The 25,804-nt window shown below is 59.5% G+C and carries 26 protein-coding genes; 15 read left to right on the forward strand and 11 right to left on the reverse strand.

Annotation, left to right across the window (positions count from 1 at the left end):
* Nucleotides 1-5 precede the first annotated feature (5 nt).
* Complete coding sequence (locus RA27_RS21260; RefSeq protein ID WP_039543699.1) at nucleotides 6-938, forward strand: glyoxylate/hydroxypyruvate reductase A; 933 nt, start codon at nucleotides 6-8, stop codon at nucleotides 936-938.
* On the opposite strand, the gene RA27_RS21265 is transcribed toward RA27_RS21260, so the two are convergent.
* The 6 genes from RA27_RS21265 to RA27_RS21290 form a co-directional block, all read right to left on the reverse strand.
* Nucleotides 935-2,950 (reverse strand): M3 family metallopeptidase, encoded by a 2,016-nt coding sequence (locus tag RA27_RS21265; protein ID WP_039543702.1) that lies wholly within the window; start codon nucleotides 2,948-2,950, stop codon nucleotides 935-937. The genes RA27_RS21260 and RA27_RS21265 overlap by 4 nt on opposite strands.
* A 75-nt stretch (nucleotides 2,951-3,025) precedes the next feature.
* Nucleotides 3,026-4,072 (reverse strand): molybdopterin-synthase adenylyltransferase MoeB, encoded by a 1,047-nt coding sequence (moeB, locus tag RA27_RS21270; protein WP_039543704.1) that lies wholly within the window; start codon nucleotides 4,070-4,072, stop codon nucleotides 3,026-3,028.
* Nucleotides 4,072-4,527, reverse strand: coding sequence for a dUTP diphosphatase (gene dut, locus RA27_RS21275; RefSeq protein ID WP_039543707.1), 456 nt, complete (start codon nucleotides 4,525-4,527; stop codon nucleotides 4,072-4,074). The genes moeB and dut overlap by 1 nt, the downstream gene beginning before the upstream one ends.
* A 17-nt stretch (nucleotides 4,528-4,544) precedes the next feature.
* Nucleotides 4,545-5,750, reverse strand: a complete 1,206-nt coding sequence (gene coaBC, locus RA27_RS21280; protein ID WP_039543709.1) for a bifunctional phosphopantothenoylcysteine decarboxylase/phosphopantothenate--cysteine ligase CoaBC — start codon at nucleotides 5,748-5,750, stop codon at nucleotides 4,545-4,547.
* 63 nt (nucleotides 5,751-5,813) lie between these two features.
* Nucleotides 5,814-6,635, reverse strand: a complete 822-nt coding sequence (locus RA27_RS21285; RefSeq protein ID WP_039543712.1) for a ChaN family lipoprotein — start codon at nucleotides 6,633-6,635, stop codon at nucleotides 5,814-5,816.
* Nucleotides 6,632-7,510: an RNA polymerase factor sigma-32 gene (locus RA27_RS21290; protein ID WP_039543714.1), complete on the reverse strand. Its 879-nt coding sequence runs from the start codon at nucleotides 7,508-7,510 to the stop codon at nucleotides 6,632-6,634. Before RA27_RS21290 ends, RA27_RS21285 begins: the two co-directional genes overlap by 4 nt.
* A gap of 102 nt (nucleotides 7,511-7,612) precedes the next feature.
* Between RA27_RS21290 and cobU the strand changes: the two genes are divergently transcribed.
* The 4 genes from cobU to RA27_RS21310 are packed head-to-tail and all read left to right on the forward strand — an operon-like array spanning nucleotide 7,613 to nucleotide 11,214.
* Nucleotides 7,613-8,134 carry a bifunctional adenosylcobinamide kinase/adenosylcobinamide-phosphate guanylyltransferase gene (gene cobU / locus RA27_RS21295; RefSeq protein WP_039543717.1) on the forward strand — a complete coding sequence of 174 codons (522 nt, stop codon included), beginning with the start codon at nucleotides 7,613-7,615 and terminating at the stop codon, nucleotides 8,132-8,134.
* Nucleotides 8,131-8,709, forward strand: a complete 579-nt coding sequence (locus RA27_RS21300) for a histidine phosphatase family protein (RefSeq protein WP_039543720.1) — start codon at nucleotides 8,131-8,133, stop codon at nucleotides 8,707-8,709. Before cobU ends, RA27_RS21300 begins: the two co-directional genes overlap by 4 nt.
* Before the next feature lie 58 nt (nucleotides 8,710-8,767).
* On the forward strand, nucleotides 8,768-9,652 hold the full coding sequence (locus RA27_RS21305) for a glutathione S-transferase (RefSeq protein ID WP_039543722.1): 885 nt from the start codon (nucleotides 8,768-8,770) through the stop codon (nucleotides 9,650-9,652).
* A gap of 47 nt (nucleotides 9,653-9,699) precedes the next feature.
* Nucleotides 9,700-11,214 carry a YifB family Mg chelatase-like AAA ATPase gene (locus tag RA27_RS21310; protein WP_039543724.1) on the forward strand — a complete coding sequence of 505 codons (1,515 nt, stop codon included), beginning with the start codon at nucleotides 9,700-9,702 and terminating at the stop codon, nucleotides 11,212-11,214.
* Here RA27_RS21310 and gshB read toward each other — a convergent pair.
* From gshB to rsmI, 3 genes are all read right to left on the reverse strand, one after another.
* The gene (gshB, locus tag RA27_RS21315) at nucleotides 11,211-12,143 is read right to left on the reverse strand and encodes a glutathione synthase (protein ID WP_039543727.1); all 933 of its coding nucleotides are present in this window, start codon (nucleotides 12,141-12,143) and stop codon (nucleotides 11,211-11,213) included. The two genes, RA27_RS21310 and gshB, sit on opposite strands and share 4 nt — an antisense overlap.
* A gap of 61 nt (nucleotides 12,144-12,204) precedes the next feature.
* On the reverse strand, nucleotides 12,205-12,576 hold the full coding sequence (locus RA27_RS21320) for a YraN family protein (RefSeq protein ID WP_039543729.1): 372 nt from the start codon (nucleotides 12,574-12,576) through the stop codon (nucleotides 12,205-12,207).
* A gap of 1 nt (nucleotide 12,577) precedes the next feature.
* Nucleotides 12,578-13,435 (reverse strand): 16S rRNA (cytidine(1402)-2'-O)-methyltransferase, encoded by an 858-nt coding sequence (gene rsmI / locus RA27_RS21325; protein WP_039543731.1) that lies wholly within the window; start codon nucleotides 13,433-13,435, stop codon nucleotides 12,578-12,580.
* Nucleotides 13,436-13,522: 87 nt separating this feature from the next.
* Between rsmI and RA27_RS21330 the strand changes: the two genes are divergently transcribed.
* Genes RA27_RS21330 through murJ form a run of 3 tightly spaced genes read left to right on the forward strand, consistent with a single transcriptional unit; the run spans nucleotide 13,523 to nucleotide 19,012 of the window.
* Nucleotides 13,523-14,695, forward strand: a complete 1,173-nt coding sequence (locus RA27_RS21330; RefSeq protein ID WP_039543734.1) for a penicillin-binding protein activator — start codon at nucleotides 13,523-13,525, stop codon at nucleotides 14,693-14,695.
* Nucleotides 14,655-17,474 carry a [protein-PII] uridylyltransferase gene (locus RA27_RS21335; RefSeq protein ID WP_039543736.1) on the forward strand — a complete coding sequence of 940 codons (2,820 nt, stop codon included), beginning with the start codon at nucleotides 14,655-14,657 and terminating at the stop codon, nucleotides 17,472-17,474. The genes RA27_RS21330 and RA27_RS21335 overlap by 41 nt, the downstream gene beginning before the upstream one ends.
* Nucleotides 17,471-19,012: a murein biosynthesis integral membrane protein MurJ gene (gene murJ / locus RA27_RS21340; RefSeq protein WP_039543739.1), complete on the forward strand. Its 1,542-nt coding sequence runs from the start codon at nucleotides 17,471-17,473 to the stop codon at nucleotides 19,010-19,012. The genes RA27_RS21335 and murJ overlap by 4 nt, the downstream gene beginning before the upstream one ends.
* A gap of 7 nt (nucleotides 19,013-19,019) precedes the next feature.
* Here the strand turns inward: murJ and RA27_RS21345 are convergent, their stop codons facing one another.
* Nucleotides 19,020-19,706, reverse strand: a complete 687-nt coding sequence (locus tag RA27_RS21345; protein WP_039543741.1) for a rhomboid family intramembrane serine protease — start codon at nucleotides 19,704-19,706, stop codon at nucleotides 19,020-19,022.
* 86 nt (nucleotides 19,707-19,792) lie between these two features.
* Here RA27_RS21345 and trpS point away from each other — a divergent pair, with 86 nt between their 5' ends.
* Complete coding sequence (gene trpS / locus RA27_RS21350; protein WP_039543744.1) at nucleotides 19,793-20,821, forward strand: tryptophan--tRNA ligase; 1,029 nt, start codon at nucleotides 19,793-19,795, stop codon at nucleotides 20,819-20,821.
* 65 nt (nucleotides 20,822-20,886) lie between these two features.
* Here the strand turns inward: trpS and RA27_RS21355 are convergent, their stop codons facing one another.
* On the reverse strand, nucleotides 20,887-21,936 hold the full coding sequence (locus RA27_RS21355) for a Glu/Leu/Phe/Val dehydrogenase (RefSeq protein WP_039543745.1): 1,050 nt from the start codon (nucleotides 21,934-21,936) through the stop codon (nucleotides 20,887-20,889).
* Nucleotides 21,937-22,065: 129 nt separating this feature from the next.
* Between RA27_RS21355 and RA27_RS21360 the strand changes: the two genes are divergently transcribed.
* From RA27_RS21360 to tsaB, 6 genes are all read left to right on the forward strand, one after another.
* Nucleotides 22,066-22,527 (forward strand): Lrp/AsnC family transcriptional regulator, encoded by a 462-nt coding sequence (locus RA27_RS21360; protein WP_039543814.1) that lies wholly within the window; start codon nucleotides 22,066-22,068, stop codon nucleotides 22,525-22,527.
* A gap of 59 nt (nucleotides 22,528-22,586) precedes the next feature.
* The gene (locus tag RA27_RS21365; RefSeq protein ID WP_039543750.1) at nucleotides 22,587-23,450 is read left to right on the forward strand and encodes a branched-chain amino acid aminotransferase; all 864 of its coding nucleotides are present in this window, start codon (nucleotides 22,587-22,589) and stop codon (nucleotides 23,448-23,450) included.
* 73 nt (nucleotides 23,451-23,523) lie between these two features.
* The gene (locus RA27_RS21370) at nucleotides 23,524-23,979 is read left to right on the forward strand and encodes a universal stress protein (protein WP_039543752.1); all 456 of its coding nucleotides are present in this window, start codon (nucleotides 23,524-23,526) and stop codon (nucleotides 23,977-23,979) included.
* Between the two features lie 10 nt (nucleotides 23,980-23,989).
* Nucleotides 23,990-24,583: a 2-hydroxychromene-2-carboxylate isomerase gene (locus RA27_RS21375; protein WP_039543754.1), complete on the forward strand. Its 594-nt coding sequence runs from the start codon at nucleotides 23,990-23,992 to the stop codon at nucleotides 24,581-24,583.
* A gap of 69 nt (nucleotides 24,584-24,652) precedes the next feature.
* Nucleotides 24,653-25,216, forward strand: a complete 564-nt coding sequence (locus RA27_RS21380; protein ID WP_039543756.1) for a NifU family protein — start codon at nucleotides 24,653-24,655, stop codon at nucleotides 25,214-25,216.
* Nucleotides 25,206-25,796, forward strand: coding sequence for a tRNA (adenosine(37)-N6)-threonylcarbamoyltransferase complex dimerization subunit type 1 TsaB (gene tsaB, locus RA27_RS21385; RefSeq protein WP_039543759.1), 591 nt, complete (start codon nucleotides 25,206-25,208; stop codon nucleotides 25,794-25,796). Before RA27_RS21380 ends, tsaB begins: the two co-directional genes overlap by 11 nt.
* Nucleotides 25,797-25,804 lie beyond the last annotated feature (8 nt).

A 25,804-nucleotide genomic window follows, 5' to 3' on the forward strand; every position in this document is an offset into this window, starting at 1 on the left:
GTCCGATGCCCGTGAATGTCCTGTTTTCTGCGCGCCCTGAGCTGTGGCCGGAATATGAGCCACTGCTGCGACAGGGACTAACCGAGGCAAGGTTGGACTTTCAACTGTCCAACGATATCCACCCCGCGCTGGTCGACTATGTGGTCTATGCACCGAACGGAGGGTTGCGGGATTTCACCCCATTCACACGTCTCAAAGCCGTTCTGAGCCTCTGGGCCGGGGTCGAGAGTATCTCGGGCAATGAAACCCTGACCGTCCCCCTTGCGCGGATGGTGGATGGGGGACTGACACAGGGCATGACCGAATGGGTCGTCGGGCATGTGCTGCGCTATCACCTTGGGATGGATCGCCACATCACCCAGCAGGACGGTACATGGACACCGGATGCGCCGCCTCTGGCCTCTCAGCGCACCGTTTGCATATTCGGTCTCGGCGCATTGGGCGAGGCTGCGGCCCGCGCACTTGCTGCGCTGAATTTCAATGTCATGGGCTGGAGTCGCACTGCAAAGAGTATCCCCGGCGTGACCTGCCTGCACGGGTCGGATGGTTTACATACGGCGCTGTCTCAAGCTGAAATCGTGGTACTGCTGCTGCCCGACACACCGGCGACTGAGGATATCATGAACGCTGATGCGCTCGCCTTGCTGCCTGAAGGTGCGCGGATCATCAACCCGGGACGTGGTCCGCTGATCGACGACGACGCTCTGCTGCAGGCGCTGGATTCAGGTCAGGTCGGACATGCCACGCTGGATGTATTCCGCACCGAACCGCTGCCGCCGGATCATCCCTATTGGGCGCATCCCAATGTGACGGTGACACCGCACATCGCTTCGGAAACCCGCCCGGTGACAGCCGCGCAGGTCATCTGTGAGAACATCCGCCGAGGTGAGGCAGGAGCACCCTTCCTGCACCTCGTCGATCGGCGCCTCGGCTACTAGGCCGCAATCAATCCGCGACCTTTCAACAAGGCTTCGACGCCGGGCAGGCGGCCGCGGAAAGCCAGATACAATTCTTCCGCCTCGCGCGAACCTCCGGTGGACAGGATGTTTTCTTCCAGCGCCCTGGCGCGTTCGGGGTCAAATGCGCCGCCGGCCTCTTCGAATGCGGCAAAGGCGTCGGCATCCATGACTTCGGACCACATGTAACTGTAATAGCCCGAGCTATAGCCATCGCCGGCGAAAACATGGGCAAAATGCGGGGTGGCATGACGCATCCCGATAGCTTGCGGCATACCGATTCCGGCCAGAACCTCGGCCTGCTTTGCCATCGGATCGGAAGGCGCAGCACCATCGTGGAATGCAAGATCGACCAGAGCCGAAGCCACATATTCAACTGTCTGGAACCCCTGATCGAAATTGGCCGCTTTCAGAACCTTGTCCAGCATCTCTTGCGGCATCGGCTCGCCGGTGTCCACATGGGTCGCGAACTCGGCCAGGACTTCGGGCACCTCCAGCCAGTGCTCGTAGAGCTGGCTCGGCAGTTCCACAAAATCGCGTGCAACGCTTGTGCCCGAGATGCTTTCATAGGTCACGTTCGACAGCATCTGGTGCAAGGCGTGACCAAATTCATGAAACAAGGTCCGCGCGTCATCATAGGACAGCAATGCCGGGTCACCCTTGGCAAAGTTGCAGACGTTGATCACGACCGGCGCCTGCTCTTTCGGGAACTTCGCCTGCCCGCGCATCGCGCTGCACCATGCGCCTGAACGCTTTGATCCGCGCGCAAAGTAATCTCCAATGAAAACCGCAATGTGCTGGCCATTGCGGGTCACCTCCCACGCGCGGCAGTCGGGATGGTAAAGAGGGACATCCAGCGGAGCGAATTCCAGCCCAAATAATCGGTTGGCGCAAGCAAACGACGCCTCGATCATCCGATCCAGCTGCAGATAGGGCTTGAGAGCGGCCTCATCCAGATCATGCTCGGCCTTGCGCCGTTTCTCGGCGTAGTAGCGCCAGTCCCACCCCTCCAGCGGGCCATTGATACCGTCGTCCTGCATCATCTGGGTCAACATCTCGGCATCCGCGTCGGCGCGGGTTTTGGCGGGCTCCCAAACCTGCATCAACAGATCGTGTACACGATCGGGCGTCCGGGCCATCTCGGTTTCCAGCTTGTAGTCGGCGAAGCTGTCATAACCGAGCAGCTTGGCGCGTTCCTCCCGCAACGCCAGAATCTCGGCCGCAATCTCGCGGTTGTCGGTTTCACCGCCATTTGCGCCGCGCGCCGTCCACGCGAGATATGCTTTTTGCCGCAGGTCGCGACGCGGCGAAAATTGCAGGAAGGGGACGATCAGCGACCGCGACAGGGTCACAACCGGGCCATCTGCACCCTTTTCCTGACCCGCCGCCCGTGCCGCATCGACAACAAACTCCGGCAACCCCTGCAGGTCTTCCTCGGTCAGATCCATGAACCAATCGCGTTCATCCGCCAGCAGGTTTTGTGTGAATGCGGTACCCAACGAAGCGAGACGGGCCTTGATCTCTTGCATTCTCGCATCGTCATTGCCGGTCAGCGCGGCCCCTGCCCGCACGAACCCGCGATGGGACAACATCAGAACACGCGTCTGTTCGTCTGTCAGGTCCAGATCGTCGCGCCGTGCCCACAGGTCCGCCACGCGCTGAAACAGCGCTTTGTTCGAAGAAATGCGTGCGTAATGCGCAGCGAGTTTCGGTGAGAACGCGCGCTGCAGCTCCTCGCGCTTGGGATTGCTGTCAGCACCCGCTACAGTGAAGAAAACCGACAGAACCTTGTCCATTTGCTCGCCAGCGGCCTCAAGCGCCTCTATCGTATTGGCGAAGGTCGGCACATCCGGGTTCGCCGCGATCGCATCGATCTGGGCGTTATGCGCCTGCATCGCCTCATCCAGAGCAGGGGCAAAATCATCGTCCGAGATTGTGGTAAACGGGGCGATTTCGAACGGTGTATTCCAGGCGGACAGGATCGGATTGGTCATTGGGGTCTCCTTTGACCCCATAGCTAAGACCGTCTTTGGCAATGATCCAGAGCTACCCGGAAATTTGAGTCGAACTCAGTCGGATGCCCCGCAAATCGGGCAGTCTGCGCGTTGAGGCAAGGTGATCTTGCGGCTTTCACCATAGAGTGCGTCGTAGATCAGCATCTCGCCCCGCAAGGGCTGCCCTGCCCCGGTGATCGCCTTGATCGCTTCGACCGCCATCATTGATCCGACCACTCCGGGCAACGGACCGATCACACCAGCCTCGGCGCAGGAGGGCGCAAGACCTGGTGCCGGGGCTTCCGGGAAAATGCACTGATAGCAGGGCCCACTGGTTGCAGGATCGAACACGCTTAGTTGCCCTTCCCATTGTGAAAGCGCGCCCGAGATCAAAGGTTTGCCCAACGCAACGGCCGTTCGGTTGGCCAGATAGCGGGTGTCAAAATTGTCGGTGCCGTCGAGGATCAGATCGAAATCCGCGAACAGATCTGCGGCAATCTCTTCCGTCAGTCGGCGGTGATAGGGCAGAACCACCACATTAGGGTTCTGTGCCACCATGGCCTTCTGGGCTGAAAACACCTTGGGCATTCCAATATCCGCATCGCGGTGGATTACCTGCCGCTGCAGGTTCGCATTCTCGACCTCGTCATCATCAATCACACCGATGGTGCCAATTCCGGCGGCAGCGAGGTATTGCAAAGCAGGCGCACCAAGTCCTCCGGCCCCGATCACCAGCACACGCGCCTGTTTCATCCGCTTTTGACCCGGACCGCCAAGTTCGCGCAGAACGATATGGCGAGCATAGCGTTCAAGTTCGGTTTCACTGAACTGATCGGATCGCATGGCAGGCTCCGTCGCTGGGATGGACTCGGCGCGATTGCGCAACGCCTTGATGCCACGTCCATAAAGCAGAACCAGCAGAGTCGCACCAGCGAGGATTAGCCACATCGCTGCAGAGCCGCCAGTCGCTTGGCGCAACGGATTGCCCTGAGGTAGTACAAGTTGAGCGATAATCACGCCCGTCAGTAGCGCGCCTACGGAAACCAGCCGCGCAGACCGTGACACACCGGCAATATATCCGACGCCCCAAAGTCCGGCGGCCAAGATCAGAACCAGTAGCATCAGCCCCGCCCGGTCGAGCCGAACCCGCCTGCGCCACGGTCGGTTTCGCTCAGCGCGGTGACTGATTCAAACACGGCCTGAACCACGGGGGCGACCACCAACTGCGCAATACGCTCGCCATGCGTGATCTCAAACGGGTCCTGACCTGCATTCATCACTATCACCCCCAAGGGACCGCGATAGTCGCTATCGATTGTTCCGGGTGTGTTGGGCAGCGTGATTCCGTGCTTCAGGGCAAGACCCGAACGCGGGCGCACCTGTACTTCGAACCCCTGCGGGATCTCGATCCGAAGGCCTGTGGGTATCAGTGCGCGATGCCCCGGCGCCAGCATAATCGATGCGCCATCCGGCAAGTTGGCACGCACATCTGCACCGGCGGCCCCGGCCGTTTCGTAAGACGGGAGCGGCACCGACAGGTCAGCCCCTTTCTCTCGGATCACGCGAATTGCCACCATCACTGCACCTCTTGTCTTTATGGATTTTGTCCGGTCAGCGCGTTGGCGATCTTTTCCGCCAATCGCCCGGCTACCTGATCTTTGCCCATACGAGGCCATTCCTCGGCACCATCGTCCGAAATAAGCACCACGGCGTTTTCGGACCCCCCCATAATGCCGGTGGCAGGGCTGACATCGTTTGCAACGATCCAATCGCAACCCTTGCGGGCTCGCTTGGCTTTGGCGTGTTCGATCACGTTATCCGTCTCGGCTGCAAAGCCCACCACCAACGCGGGCCGCCCATTTTCCAGATGGGCAACGCGCTTCAGGATGTCAGGGTTCTCGGCAAATTCCAGCGCGGGCACCCCGTCGCGGCTTTTCTTGAGCTTTTTGTCTGAAGCGCTCGAAACCCGCCAATCAGCTACGGCCGCCGCGAACACGCCGGCGTCCACCGGAAGCGCTGCGTCCACCGCATCCGACATCTGCTGCGCGGTCTCTACGCGTACAACGTCCACGCCATCAGGGGGCGGCACGTCGGCGGGACCGGTGATAAAGGTAACATCCGCCCCCAATCCGGACAATGCGCGGGCCACAGCCGTTCCTTGCGCGCCCGAAGATCGGTTCGCGATGTAGCGCACGGGATCAATCGGTTCATGCGTCGGACCCGAGGTCACCAGAATACGCCTGCCGGTCAGCGGTCCATCCGATACCTGCGTCTCGATCGCGGCCACGATCTCAAGCGGTTCCGACATGCGGCCGGGGCCGTATTCGCCACAGGCCATATCGCCCTCATTCGGGCCAACAAATCGCACGCCATCGTCTGCAAGCTGCGCATGGTTGCGCCGCGTCGCGGGATGGTTCCACATACGAACGTTCATTGCGGGCGCACACAGAACCGGCGTATCAGTTGCCATCAGAAGGGTTGAGGCCAGATCATTCGCCAACCCTCCCGCCATCTTGCCCATCAGATCGGCGGTCGCGGGGGCAACCACGATCAGATCTGCCGCGCGTGACAGTTGGATATGCCCCATCTCGGCTTCGTCGGTCAGATCAAAGAGGTCCCGATACACCTTCTCACCAGCCAGGGCAGACACGGACAATGGGGTCACGAACTCTTCGGCGGCACGCGTTAGGACCGGCGTGACGGCGGCACCCCGTTCGCGCAACCGCCGGATCAGATCCAGCGATTTATAGGCAGCGATTCCGCCGCCGATAATCAGCAGAATGCGTTTGGATGACAGCATATCTAGCCCTTTCCGTCCGGGTCGGCCCTGACATTAGGCAACGCTGGCGGGCAGTTCCAGCAGTTAATTCTGTACCTCGAAGGCTCTGCAGGGATCTTCGCGTTCGGCGGCGGGGCTGTCGATCACTGCATCAAATTCCCCGTCTACGACACCATCCTCGGATTGCCCCATCACAAAGACTTTTAAGCCCGGCTGAAGGCGGGACAGAAAGGTCGGAATACCGCGATCCTTGCGCGCATGGCCATTGCCTGTGATCACCGCAACAGGACCGCCGGTTTCGTCGGTAGCGCGTAGAATGGCGCGGGTCAGGACAGCATCCCTGAGGCGTTGAATCGCAACCATCTGTGGCAATGCTTCGGCAGGCAAGGCGTTGCAATGGGCCGCCAGTTGATCTGCTTCGCGCGCGGCCTGATCCTCATCCGACAAAGGCACGGTCAACCCATATCTGGCCGCATCTGCTCCTAACGCAGTAGCCGCCCCGCGCTCCATCGCGGCACGCGCCGCCACGCGGGGGACCATCGCGCCATATATCGGCACGTTCGCGGCCTGAAAAACGGGGTAATACATGCTGAGAGGGGGCCAGCCAGATTCCGCCCAACGCAGGATTCTGGCCAGCTCTTCGGGATTGGCTATCGCTTTCTGAGTCAGCCGCTGAGCACCTTCCTCGGTCACCATTTCCCAAACGACAGCCGAGGGCGCGATGGCTTCAACCGCTTCGGCCTGCACGAGGTGATGCTGCGGGTTGTCATGTGTCTCGCCCAGAATGACCACATCCGCCGCCTTCATATCGGCCAGAACATCCTGAGGTATCAGGTCTGCCGCCCGCCCCGGGAAAGGCAGAATGCAAAGCGATACAAAAGCTGTAAGAATCGCAAATAGTTTCATGCGAAGAAGTGTTGCACCTCGCGCGATTGCGCTTCAAGGTTCTTACGCATTTTTACGAAGGCCGCCGCCTCGAGCTGGCGCACACGTTCTTTCGACAACCCGAGCTCCTGGCCGAGGCTTTCCAGTGTCCGCACGGGTTCACGCAGCTTGCGTTCGCGTACGATGAACCGCTCGCGGTCATTCAGAGCCTGCATCGCCGTGACCAACCATTCGCGCAATTGCCGTGTATCATGACTGTTTTCGACCGACTCGGCGGCCTGTTCACTGTCATCTTCCAACGCGTCAATCCACTCGCGCCCGTCCTCATCTGCCGACTGCACCGCGTTCAACGAGAAATCCGAACCGGCAAGCCGTCCTTCCATCATCTCGACATCCCGCAGCGGAACACCTATTTCGGCTGCTATCATCTGGTGCAATTGATGGCGATCCAGTTCCAACCCCTCGGTGGCGGCTTCGCGCTCCAGACGGGCCTGAACCCGGCGCATGTTGAAGAACAACGATTTCTGGGACGAGGTCGAACCGGTCCGCACCATCGACCAGTTGCGCATGACATAATCCTGAATACTCGCCTTGATCCACCACACCGCATAGGTTGAAAACCGCACGCCGCGATCAGGATCGAATTTGTCGGCGGCTTTCATCAAGCCCAAGCCGGCCTCCTGGATCAGGTCATTCATCGGCGCACCATAGCGTTTGAACTTGGCTGCCATGGAAATCGCCAGACGCATGTAAGCGGTGATCAAACGGTGCAATGCCTGTTCATCCCGATCGTCGCGCCAGGCATAGGCCAGTTTCAGCTCCGTCTCGGCATCCAGCAACTCAGCCTTCATCGCCTGCCGGGACATCGAAAAATCACGTGCGTTGTCTAAGGCCATGTAATTCTCCCCTTTATCACAGGCGATGCGGCGGGCTTGCCTTGCCGACCTGAGGTCGATACGCAGGGCAAAACCGGGTGGATCACCAGAAAGGTAATAAAAGTGCATCCCGATTTAACCTTAATCCTGGGCGGCGCGGCATCCGGAAAGTCCCTATTTTCCGAGCAACTTGCTGTTTCGACTGGAAAAAGCAGGGTTTATCTGGCGACATCACAAGTGTTTGATGATGAGATGCGCTTAAAAATCAGGCAACATATTGCACAAAGAGGCAGCGGATGGTCGACAATCGAAGCCCCTTTCGATCTGTCGCCCGAACTTGCGAAGCTGACGTCAGATCAGGTCTGCCTCATTGATTGCGCGACTATGTGGCTGACCAATCACCTGCTGGCTGAAAACGATCTGGAACACGCCCAGGCGGAACTTCTCTCTGCTTTGAAGAACTGCGCGGCCCAGATAGTGGTCGTTTCAAACGAGGTTGGATACGGGATTGTGCCCGATAACGCTCTGTCTCGCAGGTTCCGCGAGGCGCAGGGACGGCTCAACATTGCGCTGGCCGCGCAAGCCGACCGGGTGGTTCAGGTCACTGCCGGCTTGCCCCTGGTGCTCAAAGGGCAGCCCCTGTGACGCGTCTGCATCTGGTACGGCATGGCCCAACCCATGCCAAAACAATGGTGGGATGGTCCGATTTGCCCGCCGATCTGAGCGACAAGGCCGCGATTGCCCGCCTCGAAACGCACCTGCCTTCTGACGCCATCGTAATCTCATCCGACCTGTCGCGCGCCGCCGACACTGCCAGCGCCATTCAGGGCACACGCCGCCGCCTGCTCCACCATCCGGACCTGCGCGAAATCAATTTCGGCACGTGGGAAATGCGCCCTTTCGCCGAGATCGAGGCTGAAGACCCCGAACTTTGCTTCGCCTATTGGGACAATCCCGGAGACGTCAGACCCCCGGGTGGGGAAAGCTGGAATGAGGTTCGTGCACGGGTCAACGCAGTGGTTGATGCCCTGATTGCCAGCCATGCCGGGTGTGATCTGATCGTGGTCGCGCATTTCGGCGTGATCCTGACGCAGGTACAGCGCGCCCTTGGCGTCGATGCGCAACAGGCATTCAGCCACCGCATCGACAACCTTTCAGTCACCGAGATTACACATCGTCACACCGGTTGGTCTGTGGAGCGGATCAATCACTGTCCGTGATAGGGCTGCGCACAAATCGCTGATTTACTGACGCGACTGCGTCCGACATCGTTAAGCCATGACTTACGATCTGTTTATTGGTGACCGGTTGTTTTCAAGCTGGTCCATGCGCGGATGGCTAATGCTCGAGAAATTCGGCCTGCCGTATCGCACCCATATGATTGGCCTGTACGCCGGCACCATGGCGGCGGATATGGAGCCGCTGGCACCCGCCCGCCTTGTTCCCGCGCTGCGCCTGCCCGACGGCACCGTAGTCGGCGAAAGCCTCGCCATGGCGGAGACTCTGGCGGAATGCCACCCCGAGGCCGGGCTTTGGCCCGCAGATGCCCCCGCACGCGCAACGGCCCGATGGCTCTGCGCGGAAATGGTTGCCGGTTTCACGGCGCTGCGCGGTCAGTGCCCCATGCAGTTGAAGTACTTGTGGGAGGGGTTCGAGCCCTCGCCCGAGACGCTTGCAGATTTGCAGCGGATCGAAGCCCTCTGGGCCCATGCGCGGAACATTTCGGGCGCCGCCTCCGGCCCGCTATTCGGCACTTATTCTTTGGCGGATGTCTTTTACACGCCGGTTGCAGCGCGGATTATCGGATACGATCTGCCTGTGTCCGAGACCAGCCGAGCCTATTGCATGGACCTGCTTTCAGATATTTCCGTTCGGCAATGGCGCGCTATGGGCATGACGGTTGCGTACGAACCCTTTCCCTATCCACAGAACCTTCCCGCCCAAAGCTGGCCGATTGGCGGGCAATCAAAAGCCTCAGCGGTCAATGCAGGCCCCTCGGTTAACTCGGCCTGCCCGTATTCCGGTGAACCCGTGCGGGACTATCTGAAACTCGACGGCAAGGTTTGGGGCTTCTGCAATCCGTTTTGCCGGGACAAAACCGTTGCCGATCCGGCGGCCTGGCCGAAATTCGCAGCGATGACCGCTGGCGTTAACGATTCCTAAACCGCACCCATGGCAGCAACATCCTGTTAACCAAGAACAGGATTGCCATGGTCGCCCGCGCCCACACCGTTGCCTTTCAGGGAGTCGATGCCCGCCCGGTCGAGGTGCAATGTGCGGTCTCGCCCGGCCTTCCCGCCTTTTCCATAGTGGGCCTGCCCGACAAGGCCGTATCCGAGGCCCGCGACCGAGTACGCAGCGCATTGAGCTCGATGGCCATCGCGCTGCCCTCGAAGCGGATCACCATAAACCTGTCTCCGGCCGATTTGCCCAAAGAAGGCAGTCATTTCGATTTACCGATCGCGGTCGCTTTACTGACAGCGCTGGAAATCATTCCGGCAGACGCAGCCGAAGGCGCTGTCGCTTTGGGCGAATTGTCACTGGACGGCTCTCTGGTGCCGGTCGTTGGCGCGCTGCCGGCCGCCATGACCGCCGCAGCCGAGGACCGCAGCCTGCTTTGCCCCCGCGCTTCCAGCGCCGAGGCTGCCTGGGTCGACGCAACGCAAGTGATCGGGGCGGGTTCGTTAGGGGACGTGGTACGCCACTTTACCGGTCAATCCGCGCTGCCCGCCGCAACGCCGGGCGAGGTCAACCTCTCACCCAGCGTACGTGACCTGCGGGACGTGAAAGGACAGGAACGCGCCAAACGGGCACTAGAGATCGCAGCCGCCGGACGGCATCACCTGATCATGATCGGTACGCCGGGCTCGGGCAAATCCATGCTGGCTGCGCGTCTGCCGGGTATCCTTCCACCCCTGACCCCTCTGGAAGCGTTGGAAACATCAATGATCCAGTCGCTTTGCGGCTTGCTTGATGAGGGCGGCATCAGCCGTGCCCGCCCGTTTCGAGAACCGCATCATACTGCCTCGATGGCTGCGATCGTCGGGGGTGGCAAAGGTGCGAAACCCGGTGAGATATCGCTGGCCCATAACGGCGTTCTGTTCATGGATGAGTTCCCGGAGTTTCCCCGCACCGTTCTGGAAACCCTGCGCCAGCCTGTCGAGACCGGTGAGGTCATGGTCGCCCGCGCCAATGCCCATGTGAAGTATCCCTGCCGCTTCATGCTGGTAGCTGCCGCGAACCCGTGCAAATGCGGGTACCTGACCGACGCGTCCCGCGCATGTTCGCGTGCACCCGTTTGCGGTGAGGATTATCTGGGTCGTATCTCGGGGCCGCTGATGGACCGGTTCGATCTGCGCATCGAAGTGCCTCCGGTGGGATTTACCGATCTTGATTTGCCGCCATCAGGTGACAGCTCTGCCACGGTCGCAGCACGCGTTGAAGCGGCACGTACCATTCAGGCTGACCGCTTTCGCGACACGCCCGCAACCCGCCAAAATGCGGATGTCGAAGGCAATATGCTGGAAGAAATCGCCGCCCCCGATACCGAAGGTAAAGAGTTACTGCTGAAAGCTGCCGAACGCTTTGGCCTGTCGGCCCGCGCGTTTCATCGCATCCTCCGGGTCGCACGCACCATCGCCGATCTCGAAGGTGAGCCGGATGTACGCCGCCCACATGTGGCCGAGGCGCTGAGCTTTCGCATCAGCGCCAAAGCAGGCGCTTAGAGCTTCGCTTCAATCGCTTGCCAGATCTTTTCGGCGATATTTACACCGTTGAACCGCTCAAGCTCCTGAATGCCTGTGGGTGAAGTCACGTTGATCTCGGTCAGGTAATCGCCAATCACGTCAATACCGACAAACACCTGACCGCGCTCTTTCAGCAGCGGGCCGATGGCAGCACAGATCTCCAGGTCACGATCGCTCAGGCCGATCTTCTCGGGCCGCCCGCCCACATGCATGTTCGAGCGGGTTTCTCCCTCAGCCGGGACCCGGTTGATTGCGCCGACAGGCTGGCCATCGACGAGGATCACGCGCTTGTCGCCGTTGCTCACATCCGGCAGGAATTTCTGCGCGATCAGCGGCTCACGCGAGAATCCGGTGAACAGCTCATGCAGTGAAGTCAGGTTGCGATCATTCGCATCCAGCCGGAACACACCGGCACCGCCGTTGCCATAGAGCGGCTTAAGGATGATATCGCCGTGCTTTTCCTTGAACGCTTTGATGGTCTGCAAGTCCCGCGCGATCGTCGTAGGCGGGGTCAGATCGGGGAAATCCAGCACCAGCAGTTTTTCCGGATAGTTCCGCACCCAGAACGGATCATTCACCACCAATGCCTGCCCCTTGAGGCGGTCAAGCAAGTGAGTCGAGGTGATGTAGTGCATGTCGAACGGTGGGTCCTGCCGCAGCCAGATGACATCAAATTCCGCCAGATCCACTTCACGCTCAGGGCCCAGCACAGCCGGGTCGCCAGCGACTCGTTGCACCGTCATGTCATGCCCGCGCGCTGTGATCTTGCCTTCCTGATACGCCAGTTGATCCGGGCCATAGAAAAACAGCTGATGGCCGCGCGCCTGCGCCTCTTCCGCCAGACGGAAAGAACTGTCGGCGTTGATATCCACGGCCCCGATCGGGTCCATCTGAAAGGCGATCTTCATGGTACATCCCTCAATTCCACGCCCGATACATGGCGCAGAGGCTTGTCGGGTTCAATGGGGATCAGGCCAAACCAAAGGCGTTTTCGATGATTTGAACAGCTCCTGAGTCATCGACAAGCGCCGCGTCAAAGCGGGTATTCGTCAACTGGCCGTTGGGTTCCCGCTCAAGATACTGAGCGGCAGAAGCACAAATTCGGTCCATTTGCCGGCGACTGATCCGGATGGCTGCGCTTTCAAAACTCCGACTTTTCTTGACCTCGACAAAAACCAGCCCTTCGGCGTTGCGCGCAATCAGATCGACCTCACCACCCGCGCCGCGCCATCTGCGTTGCGCTATTTCATAACCCCGGCGCGCGTATTCGGAAGCAACGCAAAGTTCAGCCGATTGTCCGGCGTGATAGGAAACCGAACCCCGAACAGATCGCCGTGCCATGTCATCCCTTTCCCAGTTTCAGGGCCTTCTGATAAATCGGGCGGCGCGGCAGGCTGAACATCTCTGATACCAGATCCGCCGCATCCCGTACCGAATGCGTTTCCAAAGCCCGGATCAAAGCCTCTTCTACGTCGGATTCCTTAACAGATTGCGAATGCGCGCGATCCACGAGCAGGACAACTTCACCCTTAACCGATGCGCCCTGATACTCGGCTGCAAGATCAGCAAGCGTCCCACGGCGGGTTTCTTCAAATTTCTTGGTCAATTCCCGGCACAGCGCCGCCTGCCGGTCACCACCAAGAATGTCCGCCAGATCGGCCAGGCACCCGGCCACGCGTTTCGGCGATTCGTAGAAAACCAGCGTTCCGGGGATGCTGCGGAGCGCCTCGATCCGCGAACGCCGCGCACCGGAGGCATTGGGCAGGAACCCGGCGAAAAAGAATGCGTCAGTCGGCAGCCCGGCCAGCGTCAACGCGGTCAGGACGGCAGACGGCCCCGGTGCGCAGGTCACCGAATATCCAGCTTCTGCTGCCTGACGGCCCAGATCATAGCCGGGATCGGCGATCAGCGGCATTCCGGCCTCGGACGCATAGGCGACGGACTGCCCCTGCGCCAGCGCTTCTAAAATCCTGCCACGAGCGCCGGCGCCACTGTGATCGTGATAGGCCAGAATCCGACGCCCATCGAGCGGCACACCATGAATTTCCATCAGTCGGCGCAGGCTCCGGGTATCTTCGGCGGCGATCATGTCTGCCGAGGCAAGCACATCCAGCGCCCTGAGCGTAATATCGCGCGCCGTCCCGATCGGAGTGGCAACAAAGTACAGGCCAGCGGCCAATCTGATCTTTTGGAAATTCAAAGCTGGACCCTCACAGCGTGACGTTTATTATCGCGGATCGATAGACCAAGGTGCCCTCAGACGCCGGATCAGGGAGTTTTCATTTAGATGTTTACCGTTTGCAAGCCCGCACGCAAACTGGCGAAATCCGCCATCGTTCTGGCCACGGCCGCATTTCTGGCCGCCTGTGAAGTGGGCGGCATCGGCGGAGGCCCCTCGATTGACACCTCAGACCCGGTGCCGGTGGCCCTGCTGGTGCCCAGCGGATCAGCGCAAGCCGGCGACGCAGCCCTAGCCAGAAGCCTTGAGAATGCAGCGCGTCTGGCAATAGCCGATTTGCCGAACGTCAAGATCGACCTGCGCGTTTATGACACCGCAGGAAATGCTGGAACCGCATCGGCGGTTGCGCAGCAAGCCGTTTCGGATGGCGCCAAGATCATCATCGGACCGGTTTATGCGCAGGCGGCAAACGCAGCTGGCCTTGCCGTTTTGAACAACAACGTCAACGTGTTATCGTTCTCAAACAACACAAGCATCGCGGGCGGCAACGTTTATGTGCTTGGCCCGACCTTCCAGAATTCGGCCAACAGACTCGTAAATTTCGCCGGGCGGCAGGGCAAAACCGGGACGGTCATCGTGCACAGCAACGATTCCGCAGGGCAGCTTGGCCAATCCGCAATTGCGACAGCTCTGAGCAACAGCCGCGTCAACAATGCCGGAACGGTTGGGTATGACCGATCCCAGCAGGGTGTGATCGATTCGGTTCCGGCTATCAAGGCGACCGTCGATTCGACCGGAGCGGATTCAATCTTTCTGACTGCGACAACCGCAGGTGCTTTGCCCCTTTTGAGCCAGCTGTTGCCCGAGGCGGGCGTATCCCCCGCCACAACGCAGTATATCGGCCTGACCCGCTGGGACATCCCGGCGCAAACGCTGGAACTGCCGGGTGTCCAGGGCGGATGGTTCGCATTGCCCGATCCGGCGAAAACTCAGGCCTATCGTCAGCGGTACAACAACACCTACGGTGAGGCCCCGCATCCGATCAGCGGGCTGGCCTATGATGGCATCGCCGCCATCGGAGCCCTGGTCAGCCAGGGCAAATCGAACGCGCTGACAGGGGCGGCCCTGACCCAAAACGCCGGTTTCCAGGGTGTGGGCGGTATCTTCCGCCTGCGGCCGGACGGTACGAACGAACGCGGTCTGGCGGTTGCCACGATCCAGAACAAACAGGTGGTTGTGATTGACCCTGCCCCACAAAGCTTCTCTGGCGCCGGATTCTGAGCCACCGGCGCAACCCCTCGCGCCCGAAGGCAACCTGATCTGTCCGGCTGATGAGATTTTTGACAGCGCCGGGGTCGATGCCAGCCTGACCACTGCGCTGGAGAATACCCCGGACAACGCCGCCCTGCGGGCCGAGACAGTGCATATCCTGCGTGACGCGCAAAAAGCTGGCCGCAAGGCCATTGCGGACGCCTTTGCGCAGCGCCCTTTCGACGCACGTCCACTGACCCATTCCTATACCTATCTGACGGATCGGATGGTTTGCACCGCCATGCGTGTCGCCAGCGAGCATCTGCACCCGTTGGCGAACCCGACCCAAGGCGAAAAGATCGCCGTGCTGGCAGTGGGCGGCTATGGCCGGGGTGAGATGGCTCCGTCATCGGACGTCGATCTGCTGTTCCTGACCCCGTACAAAATCACCGCCTGGGCCGAGAGTGTGATCGAATCCATGCTCTACATGTTGTGGGATTTGCGGCTGAAGGTCGGTCATTCCTCACGCACAATTAAAGATTGCCTGCGTTTGGGGGCCGAAGACTTCACCATTCGCACCGCCATGCTGGAGCAACGCTATCTCGTCGGGGATCAGGCGCTTGCGCAAGAGCTTGAAGCGCGCCTGAAAACCGACCTTTTCAAGGGTACCGAGCGCGAGTTTATCGAAGCAAAGCTTAAAGAACGGGACGAGCGGCACCTGAAACAGGGTGAACGCTATATGGTCGAGCCCAATGTGAAAGAGGGCAAAGGCGGGCTGCGCGACCTGCAATCGCTCTACTGGATCGCGAAATACATCTACGGCGTTCAGGATGTGGCTGAACTGGTCCCAATGGGCCTGTTCACGCCGGAGGAGTTCGACGAGTTCGTTCAGGCCGAAGAATTCCTTTGGGCTGTCCGGTCGCATCTGCATCTGGTGACCGGACGCGCGACGGAGCAACTGACTTTCGATCTGCAGGTCGAGGTCGCCGAGCGCATGGGATACGAAGACCGCGCGGGTCGTCGCGCTGTCGAAGTGTTCATGCAACGCTATTTCCGCGAGGCGACGCGTGTGGGCGAGTTGACACGCATCTTCCTGACCAAACTGGAGGCGTCCCATATGAAGGGCGCGCCGCTGCTGGAGCGCATCTTTCGCCGCCGCCCTCGGGTCAAAGCCGGATACAAAGTTGTCCACGGGCGCCTGGATGTCGCTGACCCGGACAAGTTCCTGTCAGACAAAGTCAATCTGCTGCGACTGTTCGAAGAGGGCTTGCGCACGGGTATGCTGATCCACCCGGACGCCATGCGTTTGGTCACAGCCAACCTGAATCTCATCGACGACGAGATGCGCAACGACAAAGAAGCGCGGCGCATCTTTCTCGACCTGATGCTGAAACACGGCAATCCGGAACGCGCCTTGCGGCGGATGAACGAACTGGGTGTGCTTTCGGCCTTTTTGCCCGAGTTCGAACACATCGTGGCGATGATGCAGTTCAATATGTATCACAGCTATACCGTGGACGAGCACACAATCCAGTGCATCGTGAATCTGGCCCAGATCGAGCGCGGAGAGCTGATTGAAGAGCTGCCCCTCGCATCCTCCATCCTGGAAGGCAGCGTCGATCGCAGGGTCCTGTACGTGGCCTTGTTGTTGCACGACATCGGCAAAGGACGCCCCGAGGATCATTCCATTCTCGGCGCACAGATCGCCCGCAAGGTCGCGCCGCGTCTGGGGTTGAACAAGGCAGATTCGGAAACCGTGGAATGGCTGGTGCGTTATCATCTGCTGATGTCGGACATGGCGCAGAAGCGCGACATCTCTGACCCGCGCACGATCCGGGATTTCGCCAAGGCGGTTGCAACAGTCAAACGGTTGGATTTGCTGACCGTGCTGACGGTCTGCGATATTCGCGGTGTCGGTCCAAGCACCTGGAACAACTGGAAAGCCACGTTGCTGCGCGCACTACATGCGGACACCAAACGTGCGTTGGAAACCGGGATGGAGGACCTCAACCGCGCCAACCGCAGGGTCGAGGCCAAGAAACTCCTGCGGGCCGAGCTGGAAAGCTGGTCCAAATCCGATCTGAAAACAGAAACCGGACGGCACTACGATCCGTATTGGCAGGGTCTGAACCTGTCGACCCATGTCGAGTTTGCAGAGATGCTGAAATCCCTGGAAGACAGTGGTGATCCGGGAGCCGTGGAAATCCGGTTGCAACCGGATGAAGATCGTGACGCAACCCGCGCATGTTTTGCCATGGGCGACCATCCGGGTATCTTCTCTCGCATCGCCGGGGCACTTGCGCTTGTCGGGGCCAACGTAGTGGACGCGCGCAGCTACACGACGAAAGACGGCTATGTCACCGATGCGTTCTGGGTTCAGGATGCAGAAGGCCATCCGTTTGAGGCCACGCGCCTGCCACGGCTGACTCAGATGATCCACAAAACGTTGAAGGGCGAAGTGGTGGCACGGGACGCATTGAAGTCCCGCGACAAGATCAAGAAACGCGAACGCGCTTTCAATGTCCCGACACATATCACCTTCGACAACGAAGGCTCGGAGATTTACACAATCATCGAGGTCGATACGCGCGACCGGCCCGGGCTGCTCTATGATCTGGCCAGGACGCTGGCGGCGGCAAATGTCTATGTCGCAAATGCTGTGATCGCGACCTATGGCGAACAGGTGGTCGATACGTTTTACGTCAAGGACATGTTCGGTCTGAAGTACCACTCCGAGGCCAAGCAGCGTGGGCTGGAAACCAAATTGCGTTCGGCCATAACCGAAGGCGCAAAGCGGGCCGCCTCATGAAGCAGATCCGCCTGCTCTCGGGCTTTTTTACGGTTGGGTTCTGGACCTTGGCCAGCCGTATTCTAGGTTTCCTGCGAGAAATTCTGCTGACCGCCTATATCGGTCCGGGCCCGGTGATGGACGCTTTTGTCGCCGCCTTCCGCCTGCCCAACATGTTCCGCCGCTTCTTTGCCGAAGGCGCGTTCAATGCAGCCTTCGTCCCGATGTTTTCAAAGCGTCTGGAAGGCGGTGAGAATGCCGAAGGTTTCGCTCAGGACGCCTTCAACCTGTTGGCGGTGGCCGTGCTTGCATTGGTTGGTCTGGCGATGGTTTTCATGCCCGCGCTGGTTTGGGTTACCGCCGAGGGATTCTATGGGGATGAACGCTTCGATCTGGCGGAGGATTACGGTTATGTCGTGTTCCCCTACATCCTGTTCATGTCCCTCGCAGCTCTGTTTTCCGGCGTTTTGAACGCCACGGGCCGCTTTGCCGCAGCAGCCGCAGCGCCGGTGTTGCTGAACATCTTCGCCTGTACCGCCCTGATCATTAGTGCCATGTCGGGCGGAGATGTCATCCGCTGGTTGATCACGGTCATCCCGGTCGCCGGTGTCGCGCAACTGGCGTTGGTCTGGGTTGCCACCGAACGTGCGGGCATTCGTATCCGGCCCGGCCGGCCAACGCTCAGTCCCGAAATGCGGCGCATGGTACGGATCGCGATTCCCGCCGCACTGGCGATGGGAGTGACGCAGGTCAATCTGGTAGTCGGGCAGCTTGTGGCCTCCAAAACCGAAAAGGCCATCAGTTGGCTGTTTGCGGCGGATCGCCTGTATCAACTGCCTTTGGGCGTGGTCGGAATCGCCGTTGGCATTGTGTTATTGCCCGACCTGTCGCGTCGCTTGCGCGCGGACGACACGGAGGGCGCACGCAACGCCTTTTCACGGGCCGGAGAGTTCGCATTATTGCTGACCATCCCCTCGACGGTTGCTTTTGTCATCATTCCTGGCCCACTGGTCTCGGTCCTGTTTCAGCGCGGCCAGTTCAGCGCCGAAGATACGGCGGCGACCGCTCTGGCCGTGGCCATCTATGGCGTGGGGTTGCCTGCCTTCATGCTGCAAAAACTGTTGCAGCCGCTATTCTTTGCCCGCGAAGACACCAAATCGCCGTTCCGATATGCCGTGGTTGCAATGGTGGTGAATGCCGGGCTGGCCTTTGGTCTTTACCCGGTCATCGGTTGGATCGCCCCTGCTATCGCAGCCTCAGCCGCTGGCTGGGCGATGGTAGTGTTACTCGCGATCGGTGCGCGCAGGATGGGGGACGAGGCGCGGTTCGATGACCGGTTCAAACACCGCCTATCGCGAATCGTGGTCGCCTCGGCGGGGATGGGCGCTGTTTTATTTGCCGCCATTCGGCTGTTCGGCTGGGCATTTGCATTACCGGGCTGGCGATACCCTGCCTTACTGATGCTGATACTGATCGCGGCGGCTGCGTATTTTCTGTTAGGCCACATCCTTGGAGCCTTCAGGCTGTCAGAGTTCCGGAAAGCTTTGCGACGCAGTTGAACGCGTCTCAGTCGCGACGCGTTTTGCTGAGGATGCGCGCCCAGCCGCCCGGAGCCAGAAAGAAAGACAAGCCAAACCCAGTGGCAAACCCGCCCAGATCGGCTACCCAATCCGACGTGCCGCCGAAGATCAAGCCGAACAGCAGTTGAATCCCCATCAGAACCGCGATCAGACTGAATGCGCGGGATTGGTTTTCCCCAACCAGCGAAAGCTTGCGCCACAACAACCATGTGAACGCACCGATCAGCCCGTAGACCGGGGGGAACCCGCCGACCAGAGGATAGGGTGGGTTCAGCAATACAGCATAGGCCAGCGCTCCGCCCACGCCGGACAGCACGAATATGATCAGCATCGCGACACTGCCGAAGACCTCGGCGACCATTTTCCCCATCGCCAGCACAAACACGCAGACAAATACGGCTTGCGTGAAATTGGCCTGCACAAAGGGGTAGGTGACAAAGCGGATCACATGCTCGAACGGCCAGCGCCCGTTCTGGATCATCCAGTCGAAAATATCGGGTGAGAATGAGTATTGCTGGAGCGCATCCAGCCGCCAGCCGACTGCCGTTGGACCTCCGACCAGTCCACGGCTGCCCAGCATAAAGGCAAGTTCAATCCCGATGATGAACAGAACCAGCGCCACCACGACCGGCGGCAGGGGGTTCACGGGCGGTGTATAATGCTCACTGCTCATTGGGTATGCCTTTCGCGGCTGTTGACGTCCCTTGGCCTCATGGGTAAGCGACGAGGGCTGATTTTTCCAGACAGGAGTTTCCTTCGATGACCGAGACCCAATTCACGCCCCGCGTGTTTTCCGGCATCCAGCCTTCAGGAAACCTGCATTTGGGTAACTACCTGGGTGCACTCAAACGTTTCGTGGATATGCAGGGACCGGAGTTTCAGACCGTCTACTGCATGGTTGACCTCCACGCGATTACTGTCTGGCAAGACCCTGATCGCCTACGTGAGAAAACCCGCGAAGTGTGCGCCGGATTCATTGCCGCCGGTCTCAACCCTGAGAAATCCATCCTGTTCAATCAGAGCCAGGTGCCCGAGCACACGCAGTTGGCCTGGATCTTCAACTGCATCGCCCGGATCGGCTGGATGCAGCGGATGACTCAGTTCAAGGACAAGGCGGGCAAGAATGCGCAGAATGCTTCGCTGGGTCTGTTCGCCTATCCCGCGCTGATGGCGGCGGACATTCTGGTCTATCACGCGACCCATGTCCCCGTGGGTGAGGACCAGAAGCAGCATCTGGAACTGACACGCGACATCGCGATCAAGTTCAACCACGACTATGGCGTTGATTTCTTCCCGGTGACCGAACCCGTTATCGGTGGCCCAGCGCCGCGTGTGATGAACCTGCGCGACGGGTCGCGCAAGATGTCGTCCTCGGACCCGTCTGATATGACGCGGATCAATATGACCGATGATGCCGATGCCATCGCCAAGAAGATCCGCAAAGCAAAGACTGACCCGGATGCATTGCCCTCGGAAGTCGATGGTCTTGAAGACCGGCCCGAGGCGCGCAATCTGGTGAATATCTATGCCGCACTTAGCGACCAAACGGCCGCGCAAGTGCTGGCGGAGGTCGGCGGGAAGCAATTCGGTGAGTTCAAGCCAATGTTGGCAGAACTTGCGGTCTCGAAACTGTCGCCAATTTCATCAGAAATGGCACGCCTGATGGGCGAAGAGGCTGAAATCGACCAGATTCTGGCCCGAGGTGCAGAACGCGCGCGTGCAATTGCGGCCCCGATTCTGCAGCAGACATACGAGATTGTTGGGATGGTCGGCGCGGGCAGGTCCTGACCACACATCGAAATCCAAAAGAAACGCCGCCCATTTTCGGGCGGCGTTTTTCGTTCAGTCGACTCTTACGCCGCCTGCAGGCTCAGCATCTCGTGCACGATGGATTCCGCAACTTCGTGCGGGCTAACCGCTTCGGCTTTGGCACTTGCCAGGATACGATCCATCGTCTGCTCCAGCGCCTGCAATCTACCGGCAACCCAGACTTCACGTTCTGCGACACGCAGGATTTCTGTCGCCACATTCACGATGCCGCCACCGTTGGCGACAAAGTCAGGGGCGTAAAGAATGCCGCGCTGGTGGAGCAATTGCGCATCTTCGTCACGAGCCAGTTGATTGTTTGCCCCTCCGGCGACTGCGCCGACCTTCAATAAGGGAATGCTCGTTTCGTTGAGGACGCCACCGATCGCGCAGGGAGCAAAAATGTCGGCTTCAACACCATAGATCGCATCGGGCGCAACGGCCTGTGCCGCAAACCGTTCGGCTACGCGCGTCGCTTGACGAGTGTCGATGTCGGTTACAATTAACTGCGCACCAGCATCGTGCAGCAACTGGCACAAATGCTCACCCACATGACCAAGCCCCTGAACCGATACTGTCAGGCCATTCAGTCCGGCCAACCCAAACCGGTGCTGTGCAGTCACCCGGATCGCATTGAATATCCCGCGCGCTGTAATCGGAGATGGATCACCGCTTGCGAACTCTCCTTCCGCCAGACCAGCCACGAATTCAGTTTCAGACCCGATATGCGCCATATCTTCAGGTGTCATTCCCATATCTTCCGCTGTCCAGTACAGGCCGTTCAGGCTGTGTACAGCGCGCCCAAAAGCCTGCAGAAGCGCGGGTGATTTATCCATTTGCGGATCACCAATAATAACCGCCTTGCCTCCCCCGAGTGGCAGATCAGCCGCAGCGTTCTTGAACGTCATGCCCCGCGCCAGTCGCAACGCATCATTCAGGGCCTCGGCAGGATGACCATAGGGGCGCATACGTACCCCACCCGCGGCGGGACCACGTTGCGTTGAGTGAATCGCGATGTAGCCCAAAAGACCAACTGAGTTGTCTTTGAATTCGACCACGCGCTCATGCTCTGGCGCGTCTACAATGGTGATGTCCATTCTTCTCCTCCGGAATGCTTCCGAAAGTTTGCCATCTATTGTCGAGTGATTTTCACCCTTTTGTCACTATCTCAGGGGAAATTTTGGTGATAACCTCCAATATTATTCACTGATATGAAGTTTTTCGCCATGGATGATGTTGATTCCAAGATAATCCGCGCCCTTCAAAACGATGGCCGTATGACCGTCATTGATTTGGCGGAGCATGTCGGGCTGTCTCCGACTCCCTGCGCGCGGCGTTTGGATCGGTTGCAGCGGGATGGAATCATCACCGGCTATGCTGCACAGGTAGACCCCGAGCGGCTGGGATTCGGCGTTACAATCTTTGTTTCGGTCGAGTTGGAGAAACAGGATCGCAACGCCATCGATTCCTTCGAAAAGGCCATTCGTCGCTGTGATGAGGTGATGGAATGCTATCTCATGACCGGGTCGCGTGACATTCTGCTGCGCGTCGTCGCCAAAGACCTTAACGCGTTTGATGCGTTTCTGGAGAACCGGCTTATGAAAATCTCAGGGATCAGAAACCTGCGATCTAACTTCGCTTTGCGCACCATGGTCAAACGCGAAGTGCTGCCTCAGCATCACGGATAATCTGCTGGACCTTGCGTCAGCCCCAACCTAGGTTTCCCCGAAGCTGGAGGGAGGGCGTAATGGCAGTCGGCAAAAACATCCGCACCTATTTCGATGGGCAATGGCATGACGGGGACGCCCCGATCATGCGGGCAGCCGATCATGGCGCGTGGCTTGGCTCGTCCGTATTTGACGGAGCCCGCTTCTTCGATGGAATGACCCCGGATCTTGATGCCCATTGTACCCGCGTGAACCGATCGGCCGAGGCGCTGATGCTGACACCTTCTGTGACGACCGAACACATGGTTGATCTGGTTCACGAAGGGTTGCAAAGTTACGCACCTGACACCGCTGTTTATATTCGCCCCATGTATTGGGGCATCGACGGGGATCACACCGCCATCATCCCTCAGGAGAACAGCACAGGCTTTGCCATCTGCCTTGAAGAAATCCCTATGGCGCCCGAAACCGCTTCCGCCACGCTGACAACCACTCGGTTCCGCCGCCCTGTCCTGGAATCCGCAGTGGTCAATGCAAAGGCAGGGTGCCTGTATCCGAACAATGCCCGGATGTTGCAGGAGGCGCGCGGCAAGGGCTTTTCAAACGCCCTTGTGGCCGATGCCATGGGACATGTGGCCGAGACTGCGACCGCAAATATCTTCATGGTCCGGGACGGCGAAGTTCTCACGCCCATCCCCAATGGGACTTTCCTGGCCGGGATCACGCGCGCACGCCACATCAAGAACCTGCGCGCCGACGGGGTAACTGTGCATGAAACCGTGCTGAGCTTTGATGACTTTCACGATGCCGACGAAGTGTTCATGACCGGTAACATGAGCAAAGTGACCCCAATCACCGCACTGGATGACACCCAGTATCAGGTGGGCCCAATCGCCCGTCGTGCACGCGAGATGTACTGGGATTGGGCTGCAAGCAATCGCTAGAACGCTCCTTGTCTGTTTCGGTTGCCACTGTTCATCCTGTGGGGCATGATCCCGAAAACAAACGAGGACAAACATGCGCAAGTTCCTAGTCGTTTTGGACGACAGCCGCGAATGTCTGAACGCCATGCGCTTTGCTGCAATGCGCGCGGCCCATACTGGCGGAGGCGTTACGGTTCTTTCGGTTATCCCGCCGGACGAGTTCAACCACTGGATCGGTGTGGCCGAAGTGATGCGCGAGGAGGCACGCGAACGCATCCACGCGCATTTCGAGGTTTTCGCCAAGTGGATGCGCGATAAGCAGGGTGTCGAGCCCGAATTGGCAATCCGCGAAGGCGATCCAGTGCCCGAGATCATCGAACACGTCCAGTCCGATGCCGAGATCGGTGTACTGGTGCTGGGTGCGGGGACCGACAAGAAAGGCCCAGGGCCTCTGGTGACCCAGTTGACCCGGAACTCTGGCAGTCTTCCCATTCCCATTACCATCGTGCCCGGCGACCTGAGCAAGGAAAAGCTGGAAGCCATCACCTGAGGCACTCTCAATGCCCGCAAAGCTGCAATTCTGGTTCGATTTTGCGTCGACCTACTCCTACCTCAGCGCGATGCGCATTCAGCGGGCGGCGTCCGAGGCCGGGGTCGAGGTGGCGTGGCAACCGTTCCTGTTAGGCCCAATCTTCGCCGACCAGGGATGGAACAACTCACCTTTCAACCTCTACCCCGCAAAGGGGCGGTACATGTGGCGGGACATGGAACGGCTTTGCGCGGCACGCGACCTGCCCTTTCAACGACCCGAAACATTTCCGCAAAACAGCCTGAACGCAGCGCGGCTTGCGCTGGTGGTTGAGTCCGCCGATCAGCGGGCAGCTTTTGTTCGCGCGGTCTATTCCGCGCAGTTCGGTTCGGGACATGACATCTCGGACCCGGCTGTTCTCGCCGAGTGTCTTGATACGTCTGGCGTTTCGCCGGATGTGCTGGAACGTATAAGCGATCCTATGATCAAGGCCGCGTTGTTCGAACAGGTCGCCCAGGCCAAAGCAAAACATATCTTTGGTGCGCCAAGTTTCATCTCCGGGGACGAGCTGTTTTGGGGTGATGACCGTCTGGATGACGCAGTTTCTCACGCCAGCTCAATTTAGAACGGTTCCAAATCTTGACTTCCCCCGTCCGGGCGCGCATATCAGATGCATCTTAGACGGAGCCGCGCCATGTTCATTCAAACCGAATCCACTCCCAACCCGGCCACACTAAAGTTCCTGCCCGGACAGACGGTTCTGGACGCAGGCACCGCAGATTTTCCCAGCGTTGAAGCAGCCGAAAAATCGCCGCTCGCCAAACGCATTTTCGATGTAAATGGCGTGACAGGTGTGTTCTTCGGCAACGATTTTGTCACAGTGACCAAATCTGATGACGTGCAATGGGATCACATCAAGCCCGCCATCCTCGGCGCTGTGATGGAGCATTACCAGTCCGGCCAAGCGGTTATGGGCGCGGATGCGAATGCTGAGGCGGGACACGCCGAGCATACCGGGGAAGATGCCGAGATTGTCGATCAAATCAAGGACCTGCTGGACAGTCGTGTGCGCCCGGCAGTGGCGCAGGATGGCGGTGACATCACCTTTCACGGCTTTGACAGGGGGATTGTCTATCTCCACATGCAAGGCGCCTGCGCCGGATGCCCGTCCTCGACGATTACGCTGAAGATGGGAATCGAAAACCTGCTGCGCCACTATATCCCCGAAGTGATCGAGGTTCGCCCCGTTGCGGTCTGACCCGACCATTCTGGCATTCGATACATCGGCCGCGCATTGCGCGGCCGCTTTGTTGCGTGGGGATAAGATTGTCGCATCCTGCGCCGAGCCCATGACACGTGGACAGGCCGAACGGCTGATGCCCTTGCTGCAGGAAGTGCTGACCGAAAACGATTGCACCTGGCAGAGCCTCGACGGGATCGGCGTCGGAATCGGACCCGGCAATTTCACCGGTATCCGCATCTCGGTATCGGCGGCACGCGGGCTGGCGCTCGGGCTGGGCGTGCCTGCGGTTGGGGTCTCGGGGTTTGACGCTCTGGCGGAATTGGCGCCGCCCGGCCACCTTCCGGCGATTCCCGCCCCCCGTGATCAGGTCTACCTGCAGATACATGGCGCACCACCCCGTCTGACCTCACGTCAGGATGCAGCCGCAACTGGCCCCTTGTATTTCTGCGATCAGCCTGAGCAGCAGGCCCGCGCAATCGCCTGGGTTGCGGCACGCCGCCTGGCGGAAACACAGGCTCCGCCAGCACCGCTTTATGTCCGCCCTGCGGATGCCGCTCCTTCCAGCGATGTACCACCGGTACTTCTGGACGAATGACACCGCAG

Source organism: Ruegeria sp. ANG-R (assembly GCF_000813985.1).
GTDB lineage: Bacteria > Pseudomonadota > Alphaproteobacteria > Rhodobacterales > Rhodobacteraceae > Ruegeria.

Bases quoted from the DNA above. Each gene is read 5' to 3' on its own strand.
- RA27_RS21305 (WP_039543722.1), top strand. From the start codon at position 8,768: ATGACTTACGATCTGTTTATTGGTGACCGGTTGTTTTCAAGCTGGTCC.
- coaBC (WP_039543709.1), bottom strand. From the start codon at position 5,750: ATGCTGTCATCCAAACGCATTCTGCTGATTATCGGCGGCGGAATCGCT.
- RA27_RS21330 (WP_039543734.1), top strand. From the start codon at position 13,523: ATGTTTACCGTTTGCAAGCCCGCACGCAAACTGGCGAAATCCGCCATC.
- moeB (WP_039543704.1), bottom strand. From the start codon at position 4,072: ATGCTACTGGTTCTGATCTTGGCCGCCGGACTTTGGGGCGTCGGATAT.
- RA27_RS21375 (WP_039543754.1), top strand. From the start codon at position 23,990: ATGCCCGCAAAGCTGCAATTCTGGTTCGATTTTGCGTCGACCTACTCC.
- RA27_RS21310 (WP_039543724.1), top strand. From the start codon at position 9,700: ATGGTCGCCCGCGCCCACACCGTTGCCTTTCAGGGAGTCGATGCCCGC.
- RA27_RS21355 (WP_039543745.1), bottom strand. From the start codon at position 21,936: ATGGACATCACCATTGTAGACGCGCCAGAGCATGAGCGCGTGGTCGAA.
- RA27_RS21260 (WP_039543699.1), top strand. From the start codon at position 6: ATGCCCGTGAATGTCCTGTTTTCTGCGCGCCCTGAGCTGTGGCCGGAA.
- RA27_RS21285 (WP_039543712.1), bottom strand. From the start codon at position 6,635: ATGAAACTATTTGCGATTCTTACAGCTTTTGTATCGCTTTGCATTCTG.
- RA27_RS21360 (WP_039543814.1), top strand. From the start codon at position 22,066: ATGGATGATGTTGATTCCAAGATAATCCGCGCCCTTCAAAACGATGGC.
- RA27_RS21265 (WP_039543702.1), bottom strand. From the start codon at position 2,950: ATGACCAATCCGATCCTGTCCGCCTGGAATACACCGTTCGAAATCGCC.
- murJ (WP_039543739.1), top strand. From the start codon at position 17,471: ATGAAGCAGATCCGCCTGCTCTCGGGCTTTTTTACGGTTGGGTTCTGG.
- RA27_RS21365 (WP_039543750.1), top strand. From the start codon at position 22,587: ATGGCAGTCGGCAAAAACATCCGCACCTATTTCGATGGGCAATGGCAT.
- RA27_RS21345 (WP_039543741.1), bottom strand. From the start codon at position 19,706: ATGAGCAGTGAGCATTATACACCGCCCGTGAACCCCCTGCCGCCGGTC.
- trpS (WP_039543744.1), top strand. From the start codon at position 19,793: ATGACCGAGACCCAATTCACGCCCCGCGTGTTTTCCGGCATCCAGCCT.
- RA27_RS21320 (WP_039543729.1), bottom strand. From the start codon at position 12,576: ATGGCACGGCGATCTGTTCGGGGTTCGGTTTCCTATCACGCCGGACAA.
- gshB (WP_039543727.1), bottom strand. From the start codon at position 12,143: ATGAAGATCGCCTTTCAGATGGACCCGATCGGGGCCGTGGATATCAAC.
- RA27_RS21380 (WP_039543756.1), top strand. From the start codon at position 24,653: ATGTTCATTCAAACCGAATCCACTCCCAACCCGGCCACACTAAAGTTC.
- RA27_RS21290 (WP_039543714.1), bottom strand. From the start codon at position 7,510: ATGGCCTTAGACAACGCACGTGATTTTTCGATGTCCCGGCAGGCGATG.
- dut (WP_039543707.1), bottom strand. From the start codon at position 4,527: ATGGTGGCAATTCGCGTGATCCGAGAGAAAGGGGCTGACCTGTCGGTG.
- RA27_RS21370 (WP_039543752.1), top strand. From the start codon at position 23,524: ATGCGCAAGTTCCTAGTCGTTTTGGACGACAGCCGCGAATGTCTGAAC.